17 protein-coding genes are annotated in these 20,032 nt (G+C 57.5%); 11 read left to right on the top strand and 6 right to left on the bottom strand.

From position 1 onward, the window contains the following. The first annotated feature begins 8 nt into the window (after window positions 1–8). Window positions 9–2,201, top strand: a complete 2,193-nt coding sequence (locus tag C7436_RS16350; protein WP_121208469.1) for an OsmC domain/YcaO domain-containing protein — start codon at window positions 9–11, stop codon at window positions 2,199–2,201. On the opposite strand, the gene C7436_RS16345 is transcribed toward C7436_RS16350, so the two are convergent. Then, window positions 2,198–3,091 carry a diacylglycerol/lipid kinase family protein gene (locus C7436_RS16345; RefSeq protein WP_121208468.1) on the bottom strand — a complete coding sequence of 298 codons (894 nt, stop codon included), beginning with the start codon at window positions 3,089–3,091 and terminating at the stop codon, window positions 2,198–2,200. The genes C7436_RS16350 and C7436_RS16345 overlap by 4 nt on opposite strands. A gap of 82 nt (window positions 3,092–3,173) precedes the next feature. On the opposite strand from C7436_RS16345, the gene C7436_RS16340 reads away from it, so the two are divergent. Both C7436_RS16340 and C7436_RS16335 read left to right on the top strand, forming a co-directional pair. After that, window positions 3,174–3,452, top strand: a complete 279-nt coding sequence (locus C7436_RS16340) for an Rdx family protein (protein WP_014420825.1) — start codon at window positions 3,174–3,176, stop codon at window positions 3,450–3,452. 140 nt (window positions 3,453–3,592) lie between these two features. Then, complete coding sequence (locus C7436_RS16335) at window positions 3,593–4,336, top strand: class I SAM-dependent DNA methyltransferase (protein ID WP_121208467.1); 744 nt, start codon at window positions 3,593–3,595, stop codon at window positions 4,334–4,336. 32 nt (window positions 4,337–4,368) lie between these two features. On the opposite strand, the gene C7436_RS16330 is transcribed toward C7436_RS16335, so the two are convergent. Continuing rightward, window positions 4,369–4,872 (bottom strand): copper chaperone PCu(A)C, encoded by a 504-nt coding sequence (locus C7436_RS16330; protein ID WP_121208466.1) that lies wholly within the window; start codon window positions 4,870–4,872, stop codon window positions 4,369–4,371. Between the two features lie 66 nt (window positions 4,873–4,938). After that, window positions 4,939–7,245, bottom strand: a complete 2,307-nt coding sequence (locus C7436_RS16325; RefSeq protein WP_121208465.1) for a putative bifunctional diguanylate cyclase/phosphodiesterase — start codon at window positions 7,243–7,245, stop codon at window positions 4,939–4,941. A 235-nt stretch (window positions 7,246–7,480) separates the two neighbouring features. On the opposite strand from C7436_RS16325, the gene C7436_RS16320 reads away from it, so the two are divergent. Beyond that, window positions 7,481–8,200, top strand: a complete 720-nt coding sequence (locus tag C7436_RS16320; RefSeq protein ID WP_121208464.1) for a tellurite resistance TerB family protein — start codon at window positions 7,481–7,483, stop codon at window positions 8,198–8,200. Between the two features lie 45 nt (window positions 8,201–8,245). On the opposite strand, the gene C7436_RS16315 is transcribed toward C7436_RS16320, so the two are convergent. Both C7436_RS16315 and C7436_RS16310 read right to left on the bottom strand, forming a co-directional pair. Further along, window positions 8,246–8,584, bottom strand: coding sequence for a zinc ribbon domain-containing protein YjdM (locus C7436_RS16315; protein WP_011785654.1), 339 nt, complete (start codon window positions 8,582–8,584; stop codon window positions 8,246–8,248). 40 nt (window positions 8,585–8,624) lie between these two features. Then, complete coding sequence (locus tag C7436_RS16310; RefSeq protein ID WP_228198166.1) at window positions 8,625–9,167, bottom strand: histidine phosphatase family protein; 543 nt, start codon at window positions 9,165–9,167, stop codon at window positions 8,625–8,627. Between the two features lie 303 nt (window positions 9,168–9,470). Between C7436_RS16310 and C7436_RS16305 the strand changes: the two genes are divergently transcribed. The 6 genes from C7436_RS16305 (at window position 9,471) to C7436_RS16280 (ending at window position 16,334) form a co-directional block, all read left to right on the top strand. After that, window positions 9,471–9,923, top strand: coding sequence for a YaiI/YqxD family protein (locus C7436_RS16305; protein ID WP_011785656.1), 453 nt, complete (start codon window positions 9,471–9,473; stop codon window positions 9,921–9,923). Between the two features lie 79 nt (window positions 9,924–10,002). Further along, on the top strand, window positions 10,003–11,790 hold the full coding sequence (locus C7436_RS16300) for an ABC transporter ATP-binding protein (protein ID WP_121208462.1): 1,788 nt from the start codon (window positions 10,003–10,005) through the stop codon (window positions 11,788–11,790). An 83-nt stretch (window positions 11,791–11,873) separates the two neighbouring features. After that, window positions 11,874–12,647, top strand: coding sequence for an ABC transporter ATP-binding protein (locus C7436_RS16295; protein WP_121208461.1), 774 nt, complete (start codon window positions 11,874–11,876; stop codon window positions 12,645–12,647). Continuing rightward, window positions 12,637–13,566: an ABC transporter substrate-binding protein gene (locus C7436_RS16290; protein ID WP_121208460.1), complete on the top strand. Its 930-nt coding sequence runs from the start codon at window positions 12,637–12,639 to the stop codon at window positions 13,564–13,566. Before C7436_RS16295 ends, C7436_RS16290 begins: the two co-directional genes overlap by 11 nt. Beyond that, window positions 13,553–15,586 (top strand): Fe(3+)-hydroxamate ABC transporter permease FhuB, encoded by a 2,034-nt coding sequence (gene fhuB / locus C7436_RS16285; RefSeq protein ID WP_121208459.1) that lies wholly within the window; start codon window positions 13,553–13,555, stop codon window positions 15,584–15,586. Before C7436_RS16290 ends, fhuB begins: the two co-directional genes overlap by 14 nt. Then, window positions 15,573–16,334 carry a (2Fe-2S)-binding protein gene (locus C7436_RS16280; protein ID WP_121208458.1) on the top strand — a complete coding sequence of 254 codons (762 nt, stop codon included), beginning with the start codon at window positions 15,573–15,575 and terminating at the stop codon, window positions 16,332–16,334. The genes fhuB and C7436_RS16280 overlap by 14 nt, the downstream gene beginning before the upstream one ends. Before the next feature lie 178 nt (window positions 16,335–16,512). Here the strand turns inward: C7436_RS16280 and C7436_RS16275 are convergent, their stop codons facing one another. Beyond that, a complete protein-coding gene (locus C7436_RS16275) occupies window positions 16,513–18,690 on the bottom strand; it encodes a TonB-dependent siderophore receptor (RefSeq protein WP_121208457.1) in 2,178 nt (725 codons plus the stop codon). Between the two features lie 213 nt (window positions 18,691–18,903). Here C7436_RS16275 and C7436_RS16270 point away from each other — a divergent pair, with 213 nt between their 5' ends. Next, a complete protein-coding gene (locus C7436_RS16270; RefSeq protein WP_121208496.1) occupies window positions 18,904–20,031 on the top strand; it encodes a PQQ-dependent sugar dehydrogenase in 1,128 nt (375 codons plus the stop codon). Window position 20,032 lies beyond the last annotated feature (1 nt).

Raw genomic sequence — 20,032 nt, 5'->3', positions numbered from 1 at the left:
AGCTGCCCATGGAAATCAAAGTCAATTATCTCGACAACCTGAGGCTTGAGGCCAAGTTTGACGATTTTACCGTCGTCTCAGACCAGCCCGTCCGCTACAAAGGCGATGGCTCGGCGCCCGGCCCGTTTGACTACTTCCTGGCCTCATCTGCCATGTGCGCGGCTTACTTCGTAAAGGTTTACTGCAACGCCCGGGATATTCCCACAGATAACATCCGCCTGTCGCAGAACAACATTGTAGACCCGGAAAACCGCTACAAGCAGATTTTCAAGATTCAGGTGGAACTGCCGGAAGACATTTCGGACAAGGACCGCCAGGGCATCATCCGCTCCATCGACCGTTGCACCGTTAAAAAAGTGGTGCAAACCGGCCCGGATTTCCAGATTGAAGTGGTGGAAAACCTGGATGAAGACGCCCAGGCCCTACTCACCGCTGCCCCGGGCGGCGACGGCAACACCTATATCGAGGGCAAGGATCTGCCCCTGGAGCAGACCATTGCCAACATGACCGGCATCCTCTCAGATCTCGGCATGAAGATCGAAATTGCCTCCTGGCGCAACATCGTGCCCCACGTGTGGTCTCTGCACGTCCGCGACACCGCGGCCCACATGTGCTTCACCAACGGCAAGGGTGCCACCAAGGAAGCCGCCCTGTGTTCGGCCCTGGGCGAGTTTATCGAGCGGCTGAACTGCAACTTCTTCTACAACGACCAGTACTTCGGCCAGGACATCGCGAACAGCGAGTTCGTGCACTACCCGAACGAGAAATGGTTCCAGCCCGGCCCGGAAGGCGAGCTGCCGGACGGCATTCTGGATGACTACTGCCTGGAGATTTTCAATCCGGACGGCGAACTACTGGGCACGCACCTGTTCGACACCAACTCGGGCACGCCCGAGCGTGGTATCTGCAGCATTCCGTATGTGCGTCAGTCAGACGGAGAGACAGTTTACTTCCCCTCCAACCTGATCGAGAACCTGTACCTGAGCAACGGCATGAGCGCCGGTAATACCCTGCAGGAAGCGCAGGTACAGTGCCTGTCAGAAATCTTCGAACGGGCAGTCAAGAAAGAGATCATTGAGAACGAAATCGCCCTGCCGGATGTTCCCGAGAGCGTGCTGGCCAAGTACCCGGAGATTGTCGAAGGTATAAAAGCCCTGGAAGAACAGGGCTTTCCGGTACTGGTGAAAGATGCCTCCCTGGGCGGTCAGTTTCCGGTGATGTGCGTCACCCTGATGAACCCCAAAACCGGCGGTGTGTTTGCTTCCTTCGGTGCACACCCCAGCTTCCACGTTGCCCTGGAACGCAGTCTGACCGAGCTGCTGCAGGGTCGCAGCTTTGAAGGTCTGAACGACCTGCCGGCGCCCACCTTCAACTCCATGGCGGTGACCGAGCCCAATAACTACGTTGAACACTTTATCGATTCCAGCGGCGTGGTGTCCTGGCGCTTCTTCAGCGCCAAATCCGACTACGATTTTGTGGAATGGGATTTCTCCGGCAGCAACGAAGAAGAAGCCGACACCCTGTTCGGCATCCTCGCGGACATGGGCAAAGAATGCTACATGGCAGTGTTCGAAGACCTCGGCGCGCCGGTCTGCCGAATCCTGGTGCCGGGCTATTCCGAGGTGTATCCGGTGGAAGACCTGGTGTGGGACAACACCAACATGGCCCTGGAATTCCGCGAAGACATCCTCAACCTGCACCGTTTGAGTCAAGACGAACTGGCCAATCTGGTACAGCGCCTGGAAGAGGCCGAGCTGGATGTATACATGACCATCGTCACCCTCACCGGCATCGAATTCGATGAAAACACCGTATGGGGCCAGCTCACCATTCTGGAACTGAAACTGCTGATCTACCTGGCATTGGGCGAGCTTGAAGAGGCCCAGGAGCTGGTGGAGATGTTCCTGCAATTCAATGACAACACCGTTGAGCGCGGCCTGTTCTATCAGGCCATGAACGCGGCTCTGGAAGCCACGTTGAACGAAGAACTGGAACTGGACGACTACCTGTACAACTTCCGCCGGATGTTTGGTGACGAGGTAATGGATGCCGTAGTGGGCTCGATTAACGGTACGGTCCGCTTCTTTGGCCTGGAAGAAACCGGCATGGACCTGCGCGGTCTGGACCGGCACCTGAAGATGATCGAGAGCTACAAGAAGCTGCACGCGGCCAGGGCCCGCAAATCTGGGCTGTCAGCCTAACCGGCGGGCGCCCGCTCGCCGGTGTGCACCACCTTCTTGCCAATCACCCGGATTGCGCCCGGCCGGCAGGTTGCCCGAAAGGGCGTTTTACCGGCCACGTCGCCATCCACCGTTACCGTCTTGGCGCGGGTGGTTTCTACGTGGCACCACTTGCCCTTGATCTGGATGACGGTGCTGGTCCGGCGCGGCGTCTTGCGGTTCAGGCGCACCATCAAAAATGCAAGTAACAGCTGCGGCAACGGGCGCGGTTTAACGGCAATGACATCCAGCAAACCATCGTTCGCAGAGGCCTCCGGTATTTCATGGCCGCCACCGAAATAGGCCCCCGTGGCAACGGCAATCGATAGCCAACGACCACCCAGATTAGAACGATCAGTACGGATATGGGCGTGGAATCCCCGCTGGGCGCCCAGTTGTCGGAACAGTGTGGCCATGTAACTGAACTTTCCAAAAAGCTTTTTGGTGGGTGAACTGGCTTGGCGCGAAGGCAAAGTGCCCAGGCCAATGTGGGCCACGTTGAGATAGATGCGGTCACCAAACTCCGCCACATCAATCATCTCGGTGCTACCGTCCGCCACCAGACGGGCCACCTCTGCCGGTTCAGACGGAATACCCAGGTTGCGAGCAAAATCATTAGCGGTTCCCGAGGGAAGAACCGCGAGAGTCGCGCCGGTGCGCAGGCAAAGTCCGGCCACACCGTTCACAGTGCCATCCCCACCCGCGGCCAACAATACGTCGTTGCCAGTCACCAGGCGCAGCCACTGTTCAGATTCATCCAGCCTGCATTCGGTTACGTTCTCGATGCCCTGCTCGCGCAGATGCGGCAACCAGAAATCCGCATCCCGGCAGCCATCACCGGAACCAGGGCTATCCACCAGCCAATACGCCATACCATTCCCTCTGGAGAAAGAAACTGTCCTCTTCATTTGATAGCATGGCTGATCGATTTCTTCATGCAGGAAGCATTACCGTATGGCAACGCGCATTACTCTCCATTACTGCACTGGCTGTAACTGGATGCTGAGATCCGCCTGGATGGCGCAGGAACTGCTGACCACCTTCGACGGCATGGTCGACGAGCTCACCTTGAAACCCGGCTCCGGCGGCATCTTTGAAGTCTGGGTAAACGATACCCGAATCTGGTCCCGCAAGGAGCAAGGGGGCTTCCCCGATATTAAGCAACTGAAACAGCTGGTGCGGGATCAGATTGCCCCGGAGCACTCACTGGGGCACTCAGACAAGCCGGTGTAGTACATCTACGAGGGTGGCTACCCGCTCCCGCATCTTTTCGCTACCATACGCCACCCTCAAAACGCCCGCCCGCTGCGCCAGGCCCGTCTGCAGCTGCTGTTCGCCAGAGGTGATCCAGTTGACTCTGCAGAGGCTTTCCCTTGTCCATTAATGCCTTATATACCGACTTGTCGGGCTACTACGATCTGATGTGTGCCGATATCGATTACCCGGCCCAGAGTCTCGGGATACAGCGGTTACATCAGCTATTTGGCAATGGCGGCAGGCGTCATCTGGATCTGGCCTGTGGTACCGGGCCGCACATCCGGCATTTCCTGAACCTCGGTTACCAGTGCGAAGGGCTGGATATTAATCAGCCCATGCTGGATGTAGCCCAACAGCGTTGCCCGGAAGCCGTCTTCAGTGTTCGGGATATGTGTGACTTCCGGTTTGATAGTCCATTTGATCTGATTACCTGCTTCCTGTACTCCATTCATTACAGCGATGGTATCGAGAAGCTTCAGGGCTGTATCGAAAGCGCCCACCAGGCGTTATCAGCCAACGGATTGTTCTGTTTCAATGCCGTAGACAAGACCCGAATCAACAACAATCTGTATGTCAGTCACTCCGCCCGGCACGATGGCAGTGAGTTTACCTTTCGGTCTGGCTGGCATTACGGAGGCGGTGGTGAACGGCAGTCGCTCCGGCTGAGCATTGATCGCACCACCAACGGCATCAGTGAATCCTGGCAGGATGAGCACCCCATGGTAGCACTTAGCTTTCGGGAGCTGGCCACCCTGTTGGAGCCCTGGTTCGACGTGACCATCTTCGAGCACGACTACGAACGCATCTTGCCCTGGGATGGCGAATCCGGAAACGCACTGTTTGTCTGCGTAAAGCGTTGAGCGTTACCGGATTTCGCTGAGAACAATAGTGGTTAGTGCTTCATGCCGGCGTGGTCGTTCATCGCCGGGGCACCGTCAAGGGGGCGCACCATCAGTTCAATATTCAGGTCTTCGGCACCATCAAAATCCAATCTTACCGGAACTTTCTCGCCCTCAACCAGGGGCTCGGGCAGCTTTTCCAGCATCAGGTGATAGCTGTGAGGTTTTAGCTCTACAGTCTCTCCGGCGGGTATCACCAGGCCGCCGTCTACCGGCTGCATGCGCATCACGCCCTCATGCATGGAGGTTTCGTGGATGGAAACATGGCCGGCTCTTGGCGTTTCTGCGCCCACCAGAGTGATAGCCTGTTCACTGTGGTTGGTGATGACCATATAGCCCACGCCCATCGGGGTGCCTGGCGGTGTTGGCCGGCTCCAGGGGTGGTCGATTTGTAATGGACGGCTCTGGTGGTGGTTACCGTGTCCGTGATCCGCGGCAAATGCGGCCGGGGCGGCCAAGGCTGCGGCCAGGGCCAGAGCAATCATGGGTTGTTTCATTCGGCGTTCCTTGTTTTCTGACAAATATCATTAATGTAGCCGCCTGTGCAGGCCACTTCAAAGCCATCAGGAGCGACGAATGGTCGCAGGGGTATCGTTCTGTCTTGCGGTGTCAGTGAGCTTTTGGCCAATGTCTGTCATGGCTACCGGTCGGCTGAAATAGTAGCCCTGGAATCGCAGACAGCCCATGTTGATCAGAGCCTGGGCCTGAGCCTGCTCTTCTACACCCTCAGCGATCAGACTCATGTTGTGGCTGCGGGCGATGGCGACGATGCTGCGCACCATATTGGCGGCTTTTTCATCTTCAACAATACCGTCCACAAAGCTTTTGTCGATTTTAAGCTCATCCAGAGGTAACTGACGCAGCAGGCTGAGGGAAGAATAGCCGGTTCCGAAATCATCCATGGCCAGGCGTATACCGTGGCTTCTCAGGTCGCAGATAGTTTGCAGCACCTGATCGAAATTGCCCATGAACAGCGTTTCGGTAATCTCCAGAACCAGAGAGGACGGCGAGACATCGTGGGTTTTCAGGGCGTTGAGTACTGTATCCACGAAGCCTGGCTGGCAGAACTGAATCACTGAGATGTTGATGGCCAGATCCAGCGGCTGTTGCACCTTGTCTATCAGTTGCCGGAATTCCCTCAGGCTGGTGTCCAGCACGAAGTTACCCAGAGGAATCATCAGACCGCTTTTCTCGGCCACATCCACGAATTCTGCCGGCGAAACGAATCCCAACTCTTCATCCTGCCAGCGCACCAAAGCCTCCAGACCAATGGTATCGCCTGCATCGTTCACCTGCGGTTGGTACACCATATAGAGAGCATGAGAGGCCAGGCCATAGCGCAGCCTCTGTTCCACGTTCAGCCGCCGTAGATAAGCGGTTTCCATTTCTGCCTTGTAGACGCAGACGGCATTCCGGCTTTGTTTGGCCTCATACAACGCCAGGTGGGCACTACGAATCAGCTTGCTGAGGGAGTCTCCGTCTTCGGGGTACCGGGCCACCCCGACACTCGCGCCCACCTGGAGACGAAGCCGGCCCACTTCAAAGATTTGGGCCAGATCTTCTACCAGCGCCCGGCAAGCATCGGTCAACGAGGGGATGTTGGTATTGGGGGTCACGATGGCGAATTCATCGCTCCCGAGCCTCGCCAGATCGTCGTGTCGTTCCGCCAACCGCTCAAGTCTTCGCCCGAATTCCACCAGGGTGTGATCCCCGTACTCCAGCCCAAAGCGGTCATTGATACCACTGAAGTTATCAATGTTGATCACCACCAGACTGAACGGCCTCGCCTGAGAAAGTCTGCCTTCCAATCGGTCCAGGAGCCCGGCGCGGTTTAACAGGCCGGTGAGATCGTCATGTCGAGCCCGGTACAGTAACTCTTCCCGACGCTCTCCCTCGGCACGATCAATAACCCGGAACAACAGGTAGAGCAACCAGGCGCCCAGTACAAAGCCAATCACGTAGGGTACGAGGGTTCCCGTAAAATCGCGGTAAAGAGGGGCAAAACGCGTCTCGGACACTGTCCAGATCTGATACCGAGCGTCGAAGGTGGCGGCTGTCAGATAATCTCGCTGGTCGCGGGACATATGAAAAGAAACCGCCTCCGGACTGGCCATGATATCCGCCATGGTCTTTCCGGTTCCCTCCTCAAAATCACGCCGCTGTGCGCTCAAGCGCTCCTCGTTGACCTGCGAGGCAGAATATCGCTCAGGCGTTGCGCCCTCTCGCGACATAAACTGGACGTATTTGTCTGCCTCCCGAAAAAGGATGACACTGTCCTCGGGACCATCGTGCAGATCCTGCCCAAGAACTGAACCTTCGGCACCAATCTCCAGTCCGGCGGTCATTACTGCAACCACAGAACCATCGTCCGCTCGCAAGGCCTTTCGTATCGGGATTAACCAGGCACCAAGCGCCTCCATATAATAAGTACGCCCTACCACCATCACATCCGACTCAAGGGCTTGCCTGAAACCTTCTGCGGTACTGGGGTTCTCCAGGAGATTGGGCAGGCGGCTGGCATCCATATTGGTGCTGATACGAACCAGCGTGCCGTCCGGGCGGGCCAGGCCAAAACCAACGAGGGCCGGGTTAACCGAAAGGATACTGTCCAATAAAGGCGTTTCCCTCCGCTCTTCCAGCGGTTCGCCACTGTCGAGGAGTTCGCGCCCAACGACATCGAGCACCAGTTCCTGAGTCCGGAACAGACTGTGAACGGATTGGGATATGAGCTCAGCCCTGGACAACTGATGCGCAGTTTCGTAAGACAGGGTCTCCTGCCAGCGCTGCTGGAGAGACACCCCTAAAAGCGCAACGCCGACGATTACGATCAGAAAGTACAGCGTCCAGATATTGCGTTTCAGAGCCGCCAAGTAGTCAGTCCATTTATCCCGGTGAATGGGTTAATTTCGCTAACCATGATTATAGGATGACGCTGCAAATACGCACCCTGTTTTGACACAACCTTACCAAAAAAGATGATGCCAAAAGGAACTTTGCCGTCGTTATCCAGACAATCTGTTCATCTGGCGTTCATGCCGGATAGGGTTTACTGAGGCTAGAATCAAAACCGAGCCAACGGCAACCAGGCGGAAAAGGAGCCAGACAATGAACGTAATGTCAGTGCTGAACCAGATCATGAACCAGGCCCAGGGCGGTCAGTCCCGCCAGGGCAGCCAGGGTGGAATGAACGTAAACCAGATGATGGGCAACCTTGGCGACCAGCTGTCCGGAGGTAAAAGCGGCAGTGGCATTGACGTAAAAAGTCTTCTGGGCGGCGGAGCACTGGGGCTCATGCTGGGCTCCAAGCGTGGCCGCAAAATGGGCGGCAAGGCACTGAAGTATGGCGCCCTGGCCGGCGTCGGCGTACTGGCATGGAAGGCCTATCAGAACTACCAGAGCACCAATCAGGGCCAGGCACAGCCCGCCCCGGTGCAACAGGGCCACCCCCTTGAGCAGTTGCAGGGAGCCGACCAGGAGCGTCGTGGGCTGGAAATTCTCCAGGCCATGATTATGGCCGCCCGTGCCGATGGCCATATTGATGCCAATGAAAGACAACTACTGACTCAGGAAATCGAGCGACTGGGCCCGGACGACGAACTCCAGGCATGGATCCAGCAACAATTCGATGCGCCACTGGATGCCAGTGCTCTGGCACGCAACGCCGATTCGCCCCAGGCAGCCCGGGAAATCTACGTCGTCAGCGCCGTGATGATTGACGAACAGAACCCGATGGAGCGTGCCTGGCTGGAACAGCTGGCCGGTGCCCTGAAGATAGAACCCAATCTGGCCAAAGAACTGGAACAACAAGTGCTGGCTGCCAGTTAATCAATCACAGCAGACGGCACCGGACTCCCCGGTGCCGAATCCAAGTCAGGCCTTCTTAACAAACTCCGACTTGAGCTTCATGGCCCCCACACCATCAATCTTGCAATCAATGTCGTGATCGCCATCCACCAGGCGGATGTTCTTGACCTTGGTTCCCACCTTCACCACCAGGCTGGAACCCTTCACCTTCAGATCCTTGATTACGGTGACGGTATCGCCATCCTGCAGCTCATTGCCATTGGCATCACGAACCACCTTGCCTGCTTCAGCCGCTGCCTGCTCGGCCTCCGTCCATTCATGGCCGCACTCCGGGCACACCAGCTGAACGCCATCTTCGTAGGTGTATTCAGAACTGCACTTGGGGCAAGGGGGCAACTGAGACATTATCATTTCCTGTTAACTGAATGAGCACAGGATTATACCACTATTGCCCCGGCGCCACCCTCGCCAGAATGTCCGGGTTCTCCGACAACGGCAACGCCAGAATCACCCCTTCATTCGAAGCCGGAAAAATGCCCGTCAACGCCGTCACATTCACCTGGTGTGAGACCATCACCACCGGCATGCCGGGCCCAAGGGCACTCACCAAGTTGATGGTTTCACGGGTCTGTTGCGGGCCATCGCCCCGGTTGCGAAAAAATGAATTCAGAGCCGGCCACTCAGTCACTGGCCCCATATTCATTTCCTGGGCGGTCTCAAGACATCGACACCACTGGCTGGAAAACACCCTCGCCTCATCAATTCCATGTTCTGCCAGAAACGCTTTCCACGCCCGGGCCTGCTCACGCCCCGTGTCGTTCAGGTTCCTCTGGGTACTGCAATCTCCGAGCACAAACCCGACTGGATCACCGGTGCCTGGAGCCAGGGCATGACGCAGCATCAAAACGGCTCTCCCCTCTCTAAGGGCAGCCCAGGCGTCCTTTTCTGAGGCATGGGTTTGAGAAAACCCTAAAGCGCCGATGGCCATCAAACAAAACACAAACGCTTTCATAATGATTCCTCAAAGATTCCGTCAGCGCGCATATCGCGGCGGTATCACCAGTGCCAGATCTGTGTCATTGGGGGTTACTTTCCAAAAATTTCGAAGGCCATGGATGGCCTGAGAGAAGCGCACATGGATGTGCTCGTAGCGGTTTTTGGAAAGTAGCCCCCAATGACACAGGCACCCAATGTCTTACCGCCTACTAGCCAATACGCGGAACCAAACTAACAGGCTCACCACATGAAAGGTTAAACTGACCAACAGCCAAACCAACGAAGGAAAACCGAAATGCCAATCTGGGTCGACGCCGATGCCTGCCCCGTTCCCATCCGGGAAATCCTCTGCCGTGCCGCTACCCGCTGGCAAATCCAGACCACCTTCATCGCCAACCACGCCATCAGCCTGCCACCAAGCCCACACATCAGCCGCCGGCAAGTCCCCCACGGTTTCGACGTTGCAGACAACGAAATTATGGACCAGATGAGCAAAGGCGATCTGGTGATTACCCAGGACATTCCCCTGGCCGCCGAAGCCATCGAAAAAGGCGCAGACGTCTTCAACCCCCGTGGGCAGGCCTTCACCAAAGAAAACATCCGCCAGCGCCTTGCCATGCGCAACTTCATGGAAGAAATGCGCAACGCCGGCCAGGTAACCGGCGGGCCGGCCCCATTCAGCCAGGGAGATCGAAAAGAGTTTGCCGACCAACTGGACCGGTGGCTGCAAAGAAACGCCCGCAAGTGAAAATGATTCTGTTTTAAAAAACGAAAGAATCCGCTACCCTTCCCGCCTCTGACAACCAGACAGCAGAAGGAAGCGGAACATGACCACACGCGCCCAGCACACCAGCAGCTTTGCCGCTCTCGGCCGCCTGCTTCGATACGCGCGTGGTTACCGGCGCCAGATCATCGCCGCCACCACCTGCTCCATCATCAACAAGCTCTTCGACATTGCCCCGGAAATACTGATCGGCGTCGCCATCGATGTAGTGGTGAACCAGGAAGAGAGCTTCGTTGCCGGCCTGGGCTTTGAGACTGCGCAGGAGCAGATCACCATCCTGGCGGTGCTCACCTTCTTCATCTGGGCTGGTGAGTCGCTGTTTGAGTACCTGTTCCAGATTCTCTGGCGCAACCTGGCCCAGCGACTGCAGTCCGATCTCCGACAAGACGCTTACGAACACGCCCAGCGTCTGGACATGGGCTTCTTTGAGGCCAACAGCTCCGGACAATTGGTAGCCACCATGAACGACGATGTAAACCAGCTGGAGCGTTTCCTGGATGGCGGCGCCAATGCCATGATTCAGGTAGCGGTTACCGTAGTGGCTGTGGGTGCCGTATTCTTTGTGCTGTCGCCACTGATTGCCCTGTTGGCGTTCACACCTATTCCCCTGATCATCTGGGGTGCCTTCTATTTCCAGCGCAAAGCCGGTCCACTGTACGCAGACGTAAGGGAGAAAGTAGGCGACCTGTCCAGCCGCCTGGCCATTAATCTGGGTGGCATCGCCACGATCAAGAGCTTCACCGCCGAACAGCGGGAAGCCAAACGCCTGAAGGACGCGAGCGAAGCCTATGTTGATGCTAACCGCCGCGCCATTCGTATCAGCTCCGCATTCATTCCGGTCATTCGAATGGCCATTCTGGCCGGCTTCCTGGCCACCTTTACCGTTGGCGGTATGATGGCGCTGGAAGGCAGCCTGAACGTGGGCGCTTACGGGGTGCTGGTGTTCCTCACCCAGCGACTGCTCTGGCCCCTGACCGGCCTGGCGGAAGTGATTGATCTGTTTGAACGGGCCATGGCCAGTACCCGACGGATTCTCGATCTGCTCGCGGAACCGGTAAACGTCCGGGATGATGCCGGCAAGTCCCTGGAACAACCCGTTCGCGGAAAGGTCTCATTCAACCAGGTGAGCTTCCGTTACGCCGGCAGCGGCGCAGGCATACAGGACATTACCCTGAGCGTTCCAGCAGGCAATACCCTCGCGTTGGTGGGGGCGACCGGCTCCGGCAAGTCCACATTGATCAAGCTGTTATTGCGGTTCTACGACCCCGCCCATGGAGACATCCGGATTGACGGCCAGCCCATTCGTGGGGTGAGCCTGAAGTCCCTGCGCGATGCCATTGGCCTGGTCAGCCAGGATGTCTACCTGTTTGAGGGCAACATCCGCGACAACCTTGCCTATGGCAAACCCGATGCCAGCGAAGAAGAGATCATTGATGCCGCTCGTACTGCCGAGGCCTGGTCCTTTATTGAGGCGCTACCGGAAGGCCTGGACACTCCTGTTGGTGAACGAGGCATTCGCCTGTCCGGCGGCCAGCGTCAAAGGCTGTCCCTGGCCCGGGCGCTGCTGAAGAATCCGCCCATTCTGGTGCTGGACGAAGCAACCAGCGCCGTGGATAACGAAACCGAAGCCGCCATTCAGCGCTCACTCAAGCGCATTGGTCATAACCGCACCGTTATTATGATTGCCCACCGGCTTTCCACCATTGTGGATGCGGACACCATTGCCGTGGTCGAGAATGGCCGGATTGTTGAGGAAGGCGATCACGACAGCCTGATACGCAATAACGGAGCCTACGCCGCGCAGTGGCGCGTGCAAACAGGTCAGGCGTAAGAAGGTAATGCTGTTTACCACTTATTATTGATAGGTATTCGCATTTAGATTATCCTGCCAGCCACAGAAACAGGGGAATCTGAATGTCCGCGTTTTTTGATGTCCGCGATCTCGCCGTTCACATTGGTAGCACGGCTATCCTTCATAACATTAACCTGGCCTTTAACGAAGGCCAGGTGACCGCCCTGCTTGGCCACAACGGCTCGGGGAAATCCACTTTGTTAAAGACACTGGCCAGGCAGATTCCAGCCAGTACCGGTGATGTCAGGCTTGAGGGTAACGCTGCGAAAAGTCTGGGCGCCCGCGCTTTCGCCAGGATTGTCGGCTACCTGCCCCAGCACCCGCCGGGCACCGATGGCCTGACGGTCCGGGAGCTGATCGCGCTGGGCCGCTACCCCTGGCGAGGCCCTCTTGGCCGCTACAGCGATGCGGATTATGCGCTGATTGATCAGGCTATCGCAGACACCGACCTCAAACCTTTTGAACACCGCTCTGTCGACACTCTCTCTGGTGGCGAGCGCCAACGCGCCTGGATTGCCATGTTGCTGGCACAGCAAACACGCTGCCTGCTGCTGGACGAACCCATCTCCGCCCTGGATGTAAAGCATCAGGTAGAAACGTTGCGCCTTGTTCAGCGCCTTGCCCGCCAGCGCGAATTGACCGTGATTGTGGTACTGCATGATGTCGATCTGGCCTCCCGCTTCTGCGACCGGTTGGTGGCCCTGAAAGCGGGCCAGGTGGTGGCCGATGGCACTCCGGCAGAGATCATGGACAGCCAGATTCTTGAGTCCATCTACAGCGTTCCCATGGGCGTGATGGAGCGGGCGCCGGGGCAATGGGTTTCCTATGTCCATTAACACGAAAGCCATGATGCTCGGCGCGCTGCTCTTTCTGCTGCCGATCGCAGGAACCGCCCAGACCTGGCACCACGAAGGCGGCACACTAACCCTTGAAGAGCCCCCTGAACGCATTATCGCGCTGAACTGGGCCGCCACCGAGACGCTGCTATTACTGGGTATCCCCCCCGTTGGCGTGGCAGACAAAGCCGGCTATCACACCTGGGTACAGGAGCCGGAACTGCCTGACAGCGTCGCCAATGTCGGCACCAGGGTCGCGCCCAGCCTGGAGGCAATCGCAGAACTGAAACCCGACCTGATCGTCACCAGCACCGAAATGGCTCCCGCGGCCGAACTGTTGGAGCGGATTGCGCCAACCTACGTCATCAGCGTGTATAAAAAAGACGCCCGTCCATTCGACAGGGCCCGTGAAATGCTGATAACCCTGGGCGAAATCACCGGCCGGATCGACCGGGCCGAATGGGTACTGGCCGATATCGAACAAACCCTGAACCAACAGCGGAAACGACTGGAGCAAGCCGGCATCACCGACAAGCCGGTTGCCCTGGTGAACTTTATGGATGACCGCCATGTCCGCATCTATGCCCCCAACGGTCTGTTCCAGACTGCCCTGGATAACCTTGGGCTTACCAATGCCTGGTCAGATCCAGGCAACTACTGGGGGTTTTCAGCCATAGGCCTTGAATCTGTGGCAGATGCACGAAACAGCCGCATCGTGGTGATAGAGCCACTGGTTCCGGGCCTGGCTGACAGTCTGGCTAACAGTCCCTTCTGGACCTACCTGCCACCGGTACAGAACGACGAGATCTACCGGATTCCCGCTGCCTGGCCTTTTGGTGGGGTTTATCCGGTGAAGCGCCTGGCCATTGCCCTGACCAACGCTCTGATTGAAGGGGGCAGTGACAATGTCCGCCGCTGAATCCGCTCTGCACACCGCCAGTCGCCCGGAGATTCCAGCCAGGCTCCCGATTGCGGTCGCGTTACTCTGGCTTACCGCATTCAGCGCCAGTGCCTTACCCTGGTTCGACCAACTGCACTTTTCACAGCTTCTCGCCGCATTCTGGACCTTTGATGGCAATCAGTACACTTCCGTTCTGGCCCACTTCAGCTGGGCACCGAGGGTCTCCATCGCGATACTGATTGGCTGCGCACTGGGATTGGCAGGAGCTGTTACCCAACAGGTACTTGGCAACCCATTGGCCTCACCCACTACCCTGGGGGTCGAAGCCGGAGGACAGTTCGGTGTTACCTTTGCCACCCTGTTTGCACCAGGTTTGCTGGCTTTCAGCCCTGATCTTGCCGCAGTAGCCGGTGGCTTGCTCGCCATCGGCCTGGTAATAGTGCTCACATGGCGGCTTGGCTTCTCACCTGTGACCGTGATTCTGGCCGGGCTGGTGGTTACCTTTTTTCTCGGCGCCATCAACATGGCCTTCCTGCTTCTGAAAGGTGAGTGGCTCGGTAATCTGTTTATCTGGGGCGCGGGATCTCTGGTACAGAACAACTGGACCCCATTCTTTGATCTGCTTCCCCGGGTGCTGGTTATTGCCGCGCTCATGCTGGCCCTGATGCGCCCGCTACAGCTGCTTCAGCTTGGTCAGGCCTCAGCAGATTCGCTGGGAGCAAAGGTGTCGTTACTTCGCGCCGCTGCACTTTTCCTGGTGGTGCTTATGAGCTCCGTGGTGGTGAGCCGGGTTGGTCTTGTCGCATTTGTTGGCCTGGCAGCACCAGTATTGGCAAGACTGCTGGGCGCCAGAACACTGACCGAACGGCTGTTCTGGAGCACACTGGCTGGTGGCGGCCTGCTGTTACTGGCGGATACTCTGGCCCAATGGGCGACTGCCTGGGATGGCGGCTCGCTGGTTCCGACCGGTACCACCACCGCTCTCATTGGCGGCCCGGTTATCCTTCTGGCGCTTCAGGGGTTCCGAAACACTCACCATATGCCTGACCAGGGCAACGGACCTGTGGGCTTTCTGCCGCGCCGCCGAAGCCCGCTGTTGGTTGCCGGAACTCTGTGCTCTCTGTTAGCCCTGACGATCATTCTTTCCATGAGTTGGTCTCCGGGTCTTGAAGGTTGGAACTGGACCCCGTTGGCGCAGTGGACAGACGCCTGGGTATGGCGAGGCCCAAGATTGATGGCTGCTATCCTTGCCGGCATGGCTCTGGGTATGGCCGGCACCCTGATTCAGCGGATGACCGGCAACCCCATGGGCAGCCCGGAGCTGCTGGGCATCAGCGGCGGTGCAGCGTTGGTGATGGTGGTTATGGTCCTGACAGGGCTTGAGATTGGCCGGCTTGGCCAACTGGCGGCGGCCACGGCGGGTGCCGCCGGCGCTCTGGGCCTGTTACTGTTGCTGGCCCGCAAGCACCAGTTTGCGGGCAACCAGCTGTTGCTTGGCGGCCTGGCACTGTACGTTTTCATGGATGCCGGCCTGAGACTGGTGATGGCCTCTGGCGGCACCGTGGCAGCACGCCTGCTGAACTGGATGTACGGCTCCACCTGGCTGATCTCGGAATCCGAAGCCATCGGTTTACTGGCACTGGTGGTAGGCCTTTCGACCTTGCTCTTGCTTGCCCTGCGACCGCTCACACTACTGCCCCTGGGCGAAACATCCGCCTCTGCCCTGGGACTGCGGGTGCCACGGGCGCGACTTCTTCTACTGGTGCTGGCTGCCATGCTGACCGCGGCGTCGACTGTAGTGATAGGGCCATTAAGCTTCGTCGGGTTGATCGCCCCGCACCTGGCCCGGGTACTGGGGCAGCAGACCGTGGGCCGGCAAATGCTGGTCGCAGCCCTGGCGGGGGGGCTACTGCTTTCACTGGCCGACTACCTGGCCCGGGTTCTGGTGTATCCCAATCAGCTACCCGCGGGGCTGCTGGCCGCCCTGGTCGGCGGCTTGTACTTCCTGTGGGGGCTCAGCCGTCATGGTCGCGGCTGAGGCAGCGACGCAATGGCTGACGGATTACCACAATCTGTTGGCCCGCCACGGCCTTGACGCTACCACTCTGATGGACAGCGCACTGGCACCCGCCAACCGCGAACAACCCGCGTTGTTCTCCCTGGCCCAGCTACTGGCAAATCCAGACCTTCTGCAACAACAGGTGCTCAAGGACTATCAGGATGCCGATCATCCGCGACTCCGCAAGGCGCGGCTTTCTGTCCTGCACCAGAGCCTGGCACTTCAGATTATCGGACCATTGGTGATCCGGCTGTTCAGGGATGGCAGCAGTGCTGCACTCGATCCCCGGCGGGTTTTCCTGTGCCCGACAACATCAACACCAGCGGACCCGTCTCGCTGGCAATATGCGGCCAGTGAACAGGAGATCATGGAGCCTGAGGCGTTCATAAGAATTCTCAGTGAACAGATGCAAGACTGGTACGGTGTGTTCCGGCAGCATTTCGGGGTTAGTCCAGGGGCCTACTGGAGCAGTGTCGGGCTGGCGTTGGGTGCGCCCTATTCGGTGGTGTGGAACCGGGTTAATCCGGCAGAGTTGTGTAAACAGGCCGGTAGCTGGCTGGCGCAGTTCAAATGCGAGGCCAACCGATACATTGACTGGATTCCGGCAGAATTCAGCCAACAGTGGTGTGCCATCCCTCAGCGCAAAGGGTGCTGCCTCAAATATTTATTGCCCGGAGGCGGCTATTGCGGAACATGTGGGATCTATCGGAAAGAGCGGATCAGCTAGCTCCGACCATCGAAACCAGTATCACTCCCAACGCAATCAATCCTATGACGGCACCTGAACCTGCCGCCAGCTTCAATCCATCGCGTATTTCCTGTTCCGGATTCATGCTCACTCTCCTTGAGGCTTGATCAACAAAAACCGGGGCAGCCAGCGCAGCGCCGACTGCCCCACTCTGTGATTAATACACCCAGGAAACGGTCAGGCTGGCATTGGCCGGCTCACCGTAGAAACCCTGGGCCGAGGCACCAAATTTCTTCAGGCTCTCGATGTACTTCTCGTCGGTCACGTTGTTTACGTTCAGGGTTGCATTCCAGTGTCGGGCGAAATCATAGCTTGCCATCAGATCCAGCACCGCATAGCTGTCCTGCTCTGTGACGATGGTCTCACCGGCATTCGGGCCGGTAGTCGCAACACCCTGTTCCTGGGTAATCTCAGACTGCCAGCGTACCTTGCCACCAAGCTTCAACCCTTCGACCCCCGGCACCTTCCAGGTAGCGCGCAACTGGGCTAGATGCTCTGGCACGAAGGACTTGGCCCCTTTACCATCCTTGTCCTCAATATCCACATAGGTATAACCGGCGAAGAGCTGAATTCGGTCGGTGAGATCACCCACTATTTCGGCCTCCACACCCTGGCTGGTCAACCCATCCACAGCGGTGTAATAAGAATCATTGGTTCCGGAGAACACTCCTTCTGCCTCGGCTACGTTCTTCTGCTCAGTCTGGAACAAAGCAATAGTGGTGTTCACACGGTCGTTCTGAAACTCACTTTTCAGGCCCAGCTCATAGTTGACCCCGTCAATAGGATCCAGTCGATCACGATTGATGTCCACCTCAGTCTGGGGAGTGAAAATCTCGGTATAGCTGGCGTAGACCGAATGATCGTCATTGATGTCGTAGATCAGACCTGCATAGGGTGTTTTCACGGCATCGTAGCTGCTTTCCTTGGTCGCTCCGTAGCTTTCGCCCTTGTTATCCAGCCAGGTCAGACGGAGCCCTGTAATGGCGGTGAGTTGATCGGTCAGCGACCAACGAGCGGCAGCATAGGTGGACGTTTCGCGGTCGGTCCAGTCAGAGCCGCCGACACCATTATCAAAAGCAGGCTTGGGGTAGTTCCCATCCCACTCATTGAGCGGTGGTAAGGGATTCCCGATGCCGCGGCCATAGCGAGACTCGTCCACCGTCTCTGAGCGAGACCAGGATGCCCCCAAAACCAGCTCATGGGTTCGATCAGCCAGTTGGAACGGGCCGGTAGCGTATGCATCCACGACCCACTGCTCTACATCCAGGTCGTACTGACTGGGGTAGGCTTTAAGTCCCTCACCCGTTTGGCGATCCGGAGTACCATACTGATAAAAGAGTTCGGACTCACTTTCATTCTCCAGCCGGAACACCGTGCCCGTGGCTCTCCAGCCACCAGCAAGCTCCTGACGCAATTCAACAAAGCTGTTGTGCTGGGTGTTGTCCCAGTAGGACCAGTCTGAAGCCGTGCTGGTTGAACGCGCAAAATCCGTCGCTGAGCCATCGGAGTAGAACAAAGGCAGCGCCCCCCACAACGGACTGTCTGTATCAGACGTCTGAACGGCGTGGCCAAGGGTCAGCAACGTGGTATCGGTCAGGTCTGCTTCCAGCACCCCGTAGAACATCTGCTTTTCGTTGTTATACCGGTCAAGGTAGGAGCCTTTGTCCTCATAACCGGCAACCACACGGCCGCGCACCGCCCCGGATTCAGACACGGCACCGGAAACATCACCGACAATCCGTTTTTTGTCCCAGGAACCACCAGTCACCGCAACCGAGGCATTGGTGTCAGCGGTTGGGCGCTTGCGAATAAAGTTGACTGTGGCGGCCGGGCTGCCGGAACCGGTCATCAAACCGTTGGCGCCCCGAACCACCTCCACGCGATCAAAGAAAGCGGTGTCCAGCTCACCCTGAACGTTGTCATATACCGCCGGCATGCCAACACCGTCGTACTGGAAGTTGTTGATATCGAAACCACGTGAGGTGTAGTACGTGCGGTCTGTTTCCACCGACTCTACGGTGACACCGGTGGTGCCTTCCAGAACATCGTTAATGTCGTTCTGGGCGAAATCGTCCATCTGTTCGCGGGTAATGACCGTGACGGCCTGAGGGACCTCCCGGTGTGACAGCTCCATCTTCATGGAGGTTGTGCTGGCTCCGCTGATGTAACTCTCCGTCGTTTCCGAGGCCACCTGGCCACGGGTTGCGGTAACATCCAGGGCTTCCAATGCCTTCGGTTCGCTGCCCTGCGCTGCTGCCAGTCCCGGCAGAGTCGCACACATCATGGCAGTGATCAGGGTTTTTCTTCTAAATCGGGGCTCCGGATTCAGAGACATCTAACGGCTCCTTGGTTGATTAAGACCACGTCATTTTTAAACCCCACTATGTTAATGCGAATGGTTTAGATTTGAAATACCAAATGTAAATGCTCCGAAATTATCGCGAAACTCTATATCTCCAGAGGCTCGCATCGGCCGCAATACCACGACCTGCTATGGTTATTGCAGGTGCTGAAGATCTCTAAGAACAACAGAGAGGCGGAGACGGATATGTTCAAGCGCAAATTCTGGAAGTGGACTCTGGCCAGCCTACTGGTCTCGGCAGCCCTGGCCACACAGGCAAACCAGACCTATCAATCCGAAAAGGCAGACTTTCATCTGGAAACCGTAGCCGCAGGGCTGGAACACCCCTGGGCCATCGCTTTCCTGCCCGACGGATCTGCACTGATTACCGAAAGGGAGGGCCGTTTACGAATTCTGGAAGATGGGCAACTTCGCAGTGAACCAGTCAAAGGCCTGCCGGAGCTAGTCGTTTCGGGCCAGGGTGGCCTGCTGGATGTACTGCTGCATCCGGATTTCGAGGCTAACCGGCTGTTGTTCCTTAGCTACGCTCACCGTAATCGCGAGGGCATGACCACCCGGGTTGCCCGGGCGACTCTGGCTGACGACTCTTTGCAAGATGTCGAGGTGATCTTCGAGGCTCTTCCCCGTTCAAACACCAGCCGGCACTTCGCGGGCCGGATGCAGTTTGATCGCGACGGCAATCTATACATCTCAGTCGGTGACCGGGGTGAAATGGATCGTGCTCAGGATACCGCAGACGATGCCGGTGGCGTTCACAGAATCACCATCAGCGGTGAGCCGGCAGAGGACAACCCCTTTGCCGATCAAAGCGGCTTCAACGCGTCTTTCTTCACCTATGGCAACCGCAACATTCAGGGTATGACCCGGCACCCACAAACCGGTGAGATCTGGAGCCATGAACATGGCCCCCGGGGCGGCGATGAGGTCAACGTCCTTCGCGCGGGTAATAACTATGGCTGGCCCAAGGTCACCTACGGCATTGACTACTCGGGCCTGCCGATCTCCAGCCGTACCACGATGGAAGGCATCACAGAACCATTGCATTACTGGGACCCATCCATTGCGCCCTCTGGCATGGTGTTCTATACCGGAGATCTTTTCCCGCAATGGCAGGGCGATCTGTTTGTCGGCGCCCTGAAGCTTCAGAAACTGGTGCGCTTGTCCCTCGACGGAGAAAAAGTCATCGAGGAGGAAGATCTGCTCACCGACGTGGGTGAACGTATCCGCGATGTGCGTATGGGGCCAGACGGCGCACTCTGGCTGCTGACCGACTCCGATAACGGCAAGGTATACCGGATGGTGCCGGCGGATTGAG

The sequence above is a fragment of the Marinobacter nauticus genome (genome assembly GCF_003634635.1).
Taxonomy (GTDB): Bacteria; Pseudomonadota; Gammaproteobacteria; order Pseudomonadales; family Oleiphilaceae; genus Marinobacter; species Marinobacter nauticus.
This window is presented reverse-complemented; position numbering and strand designations above follow the sequence as displayed.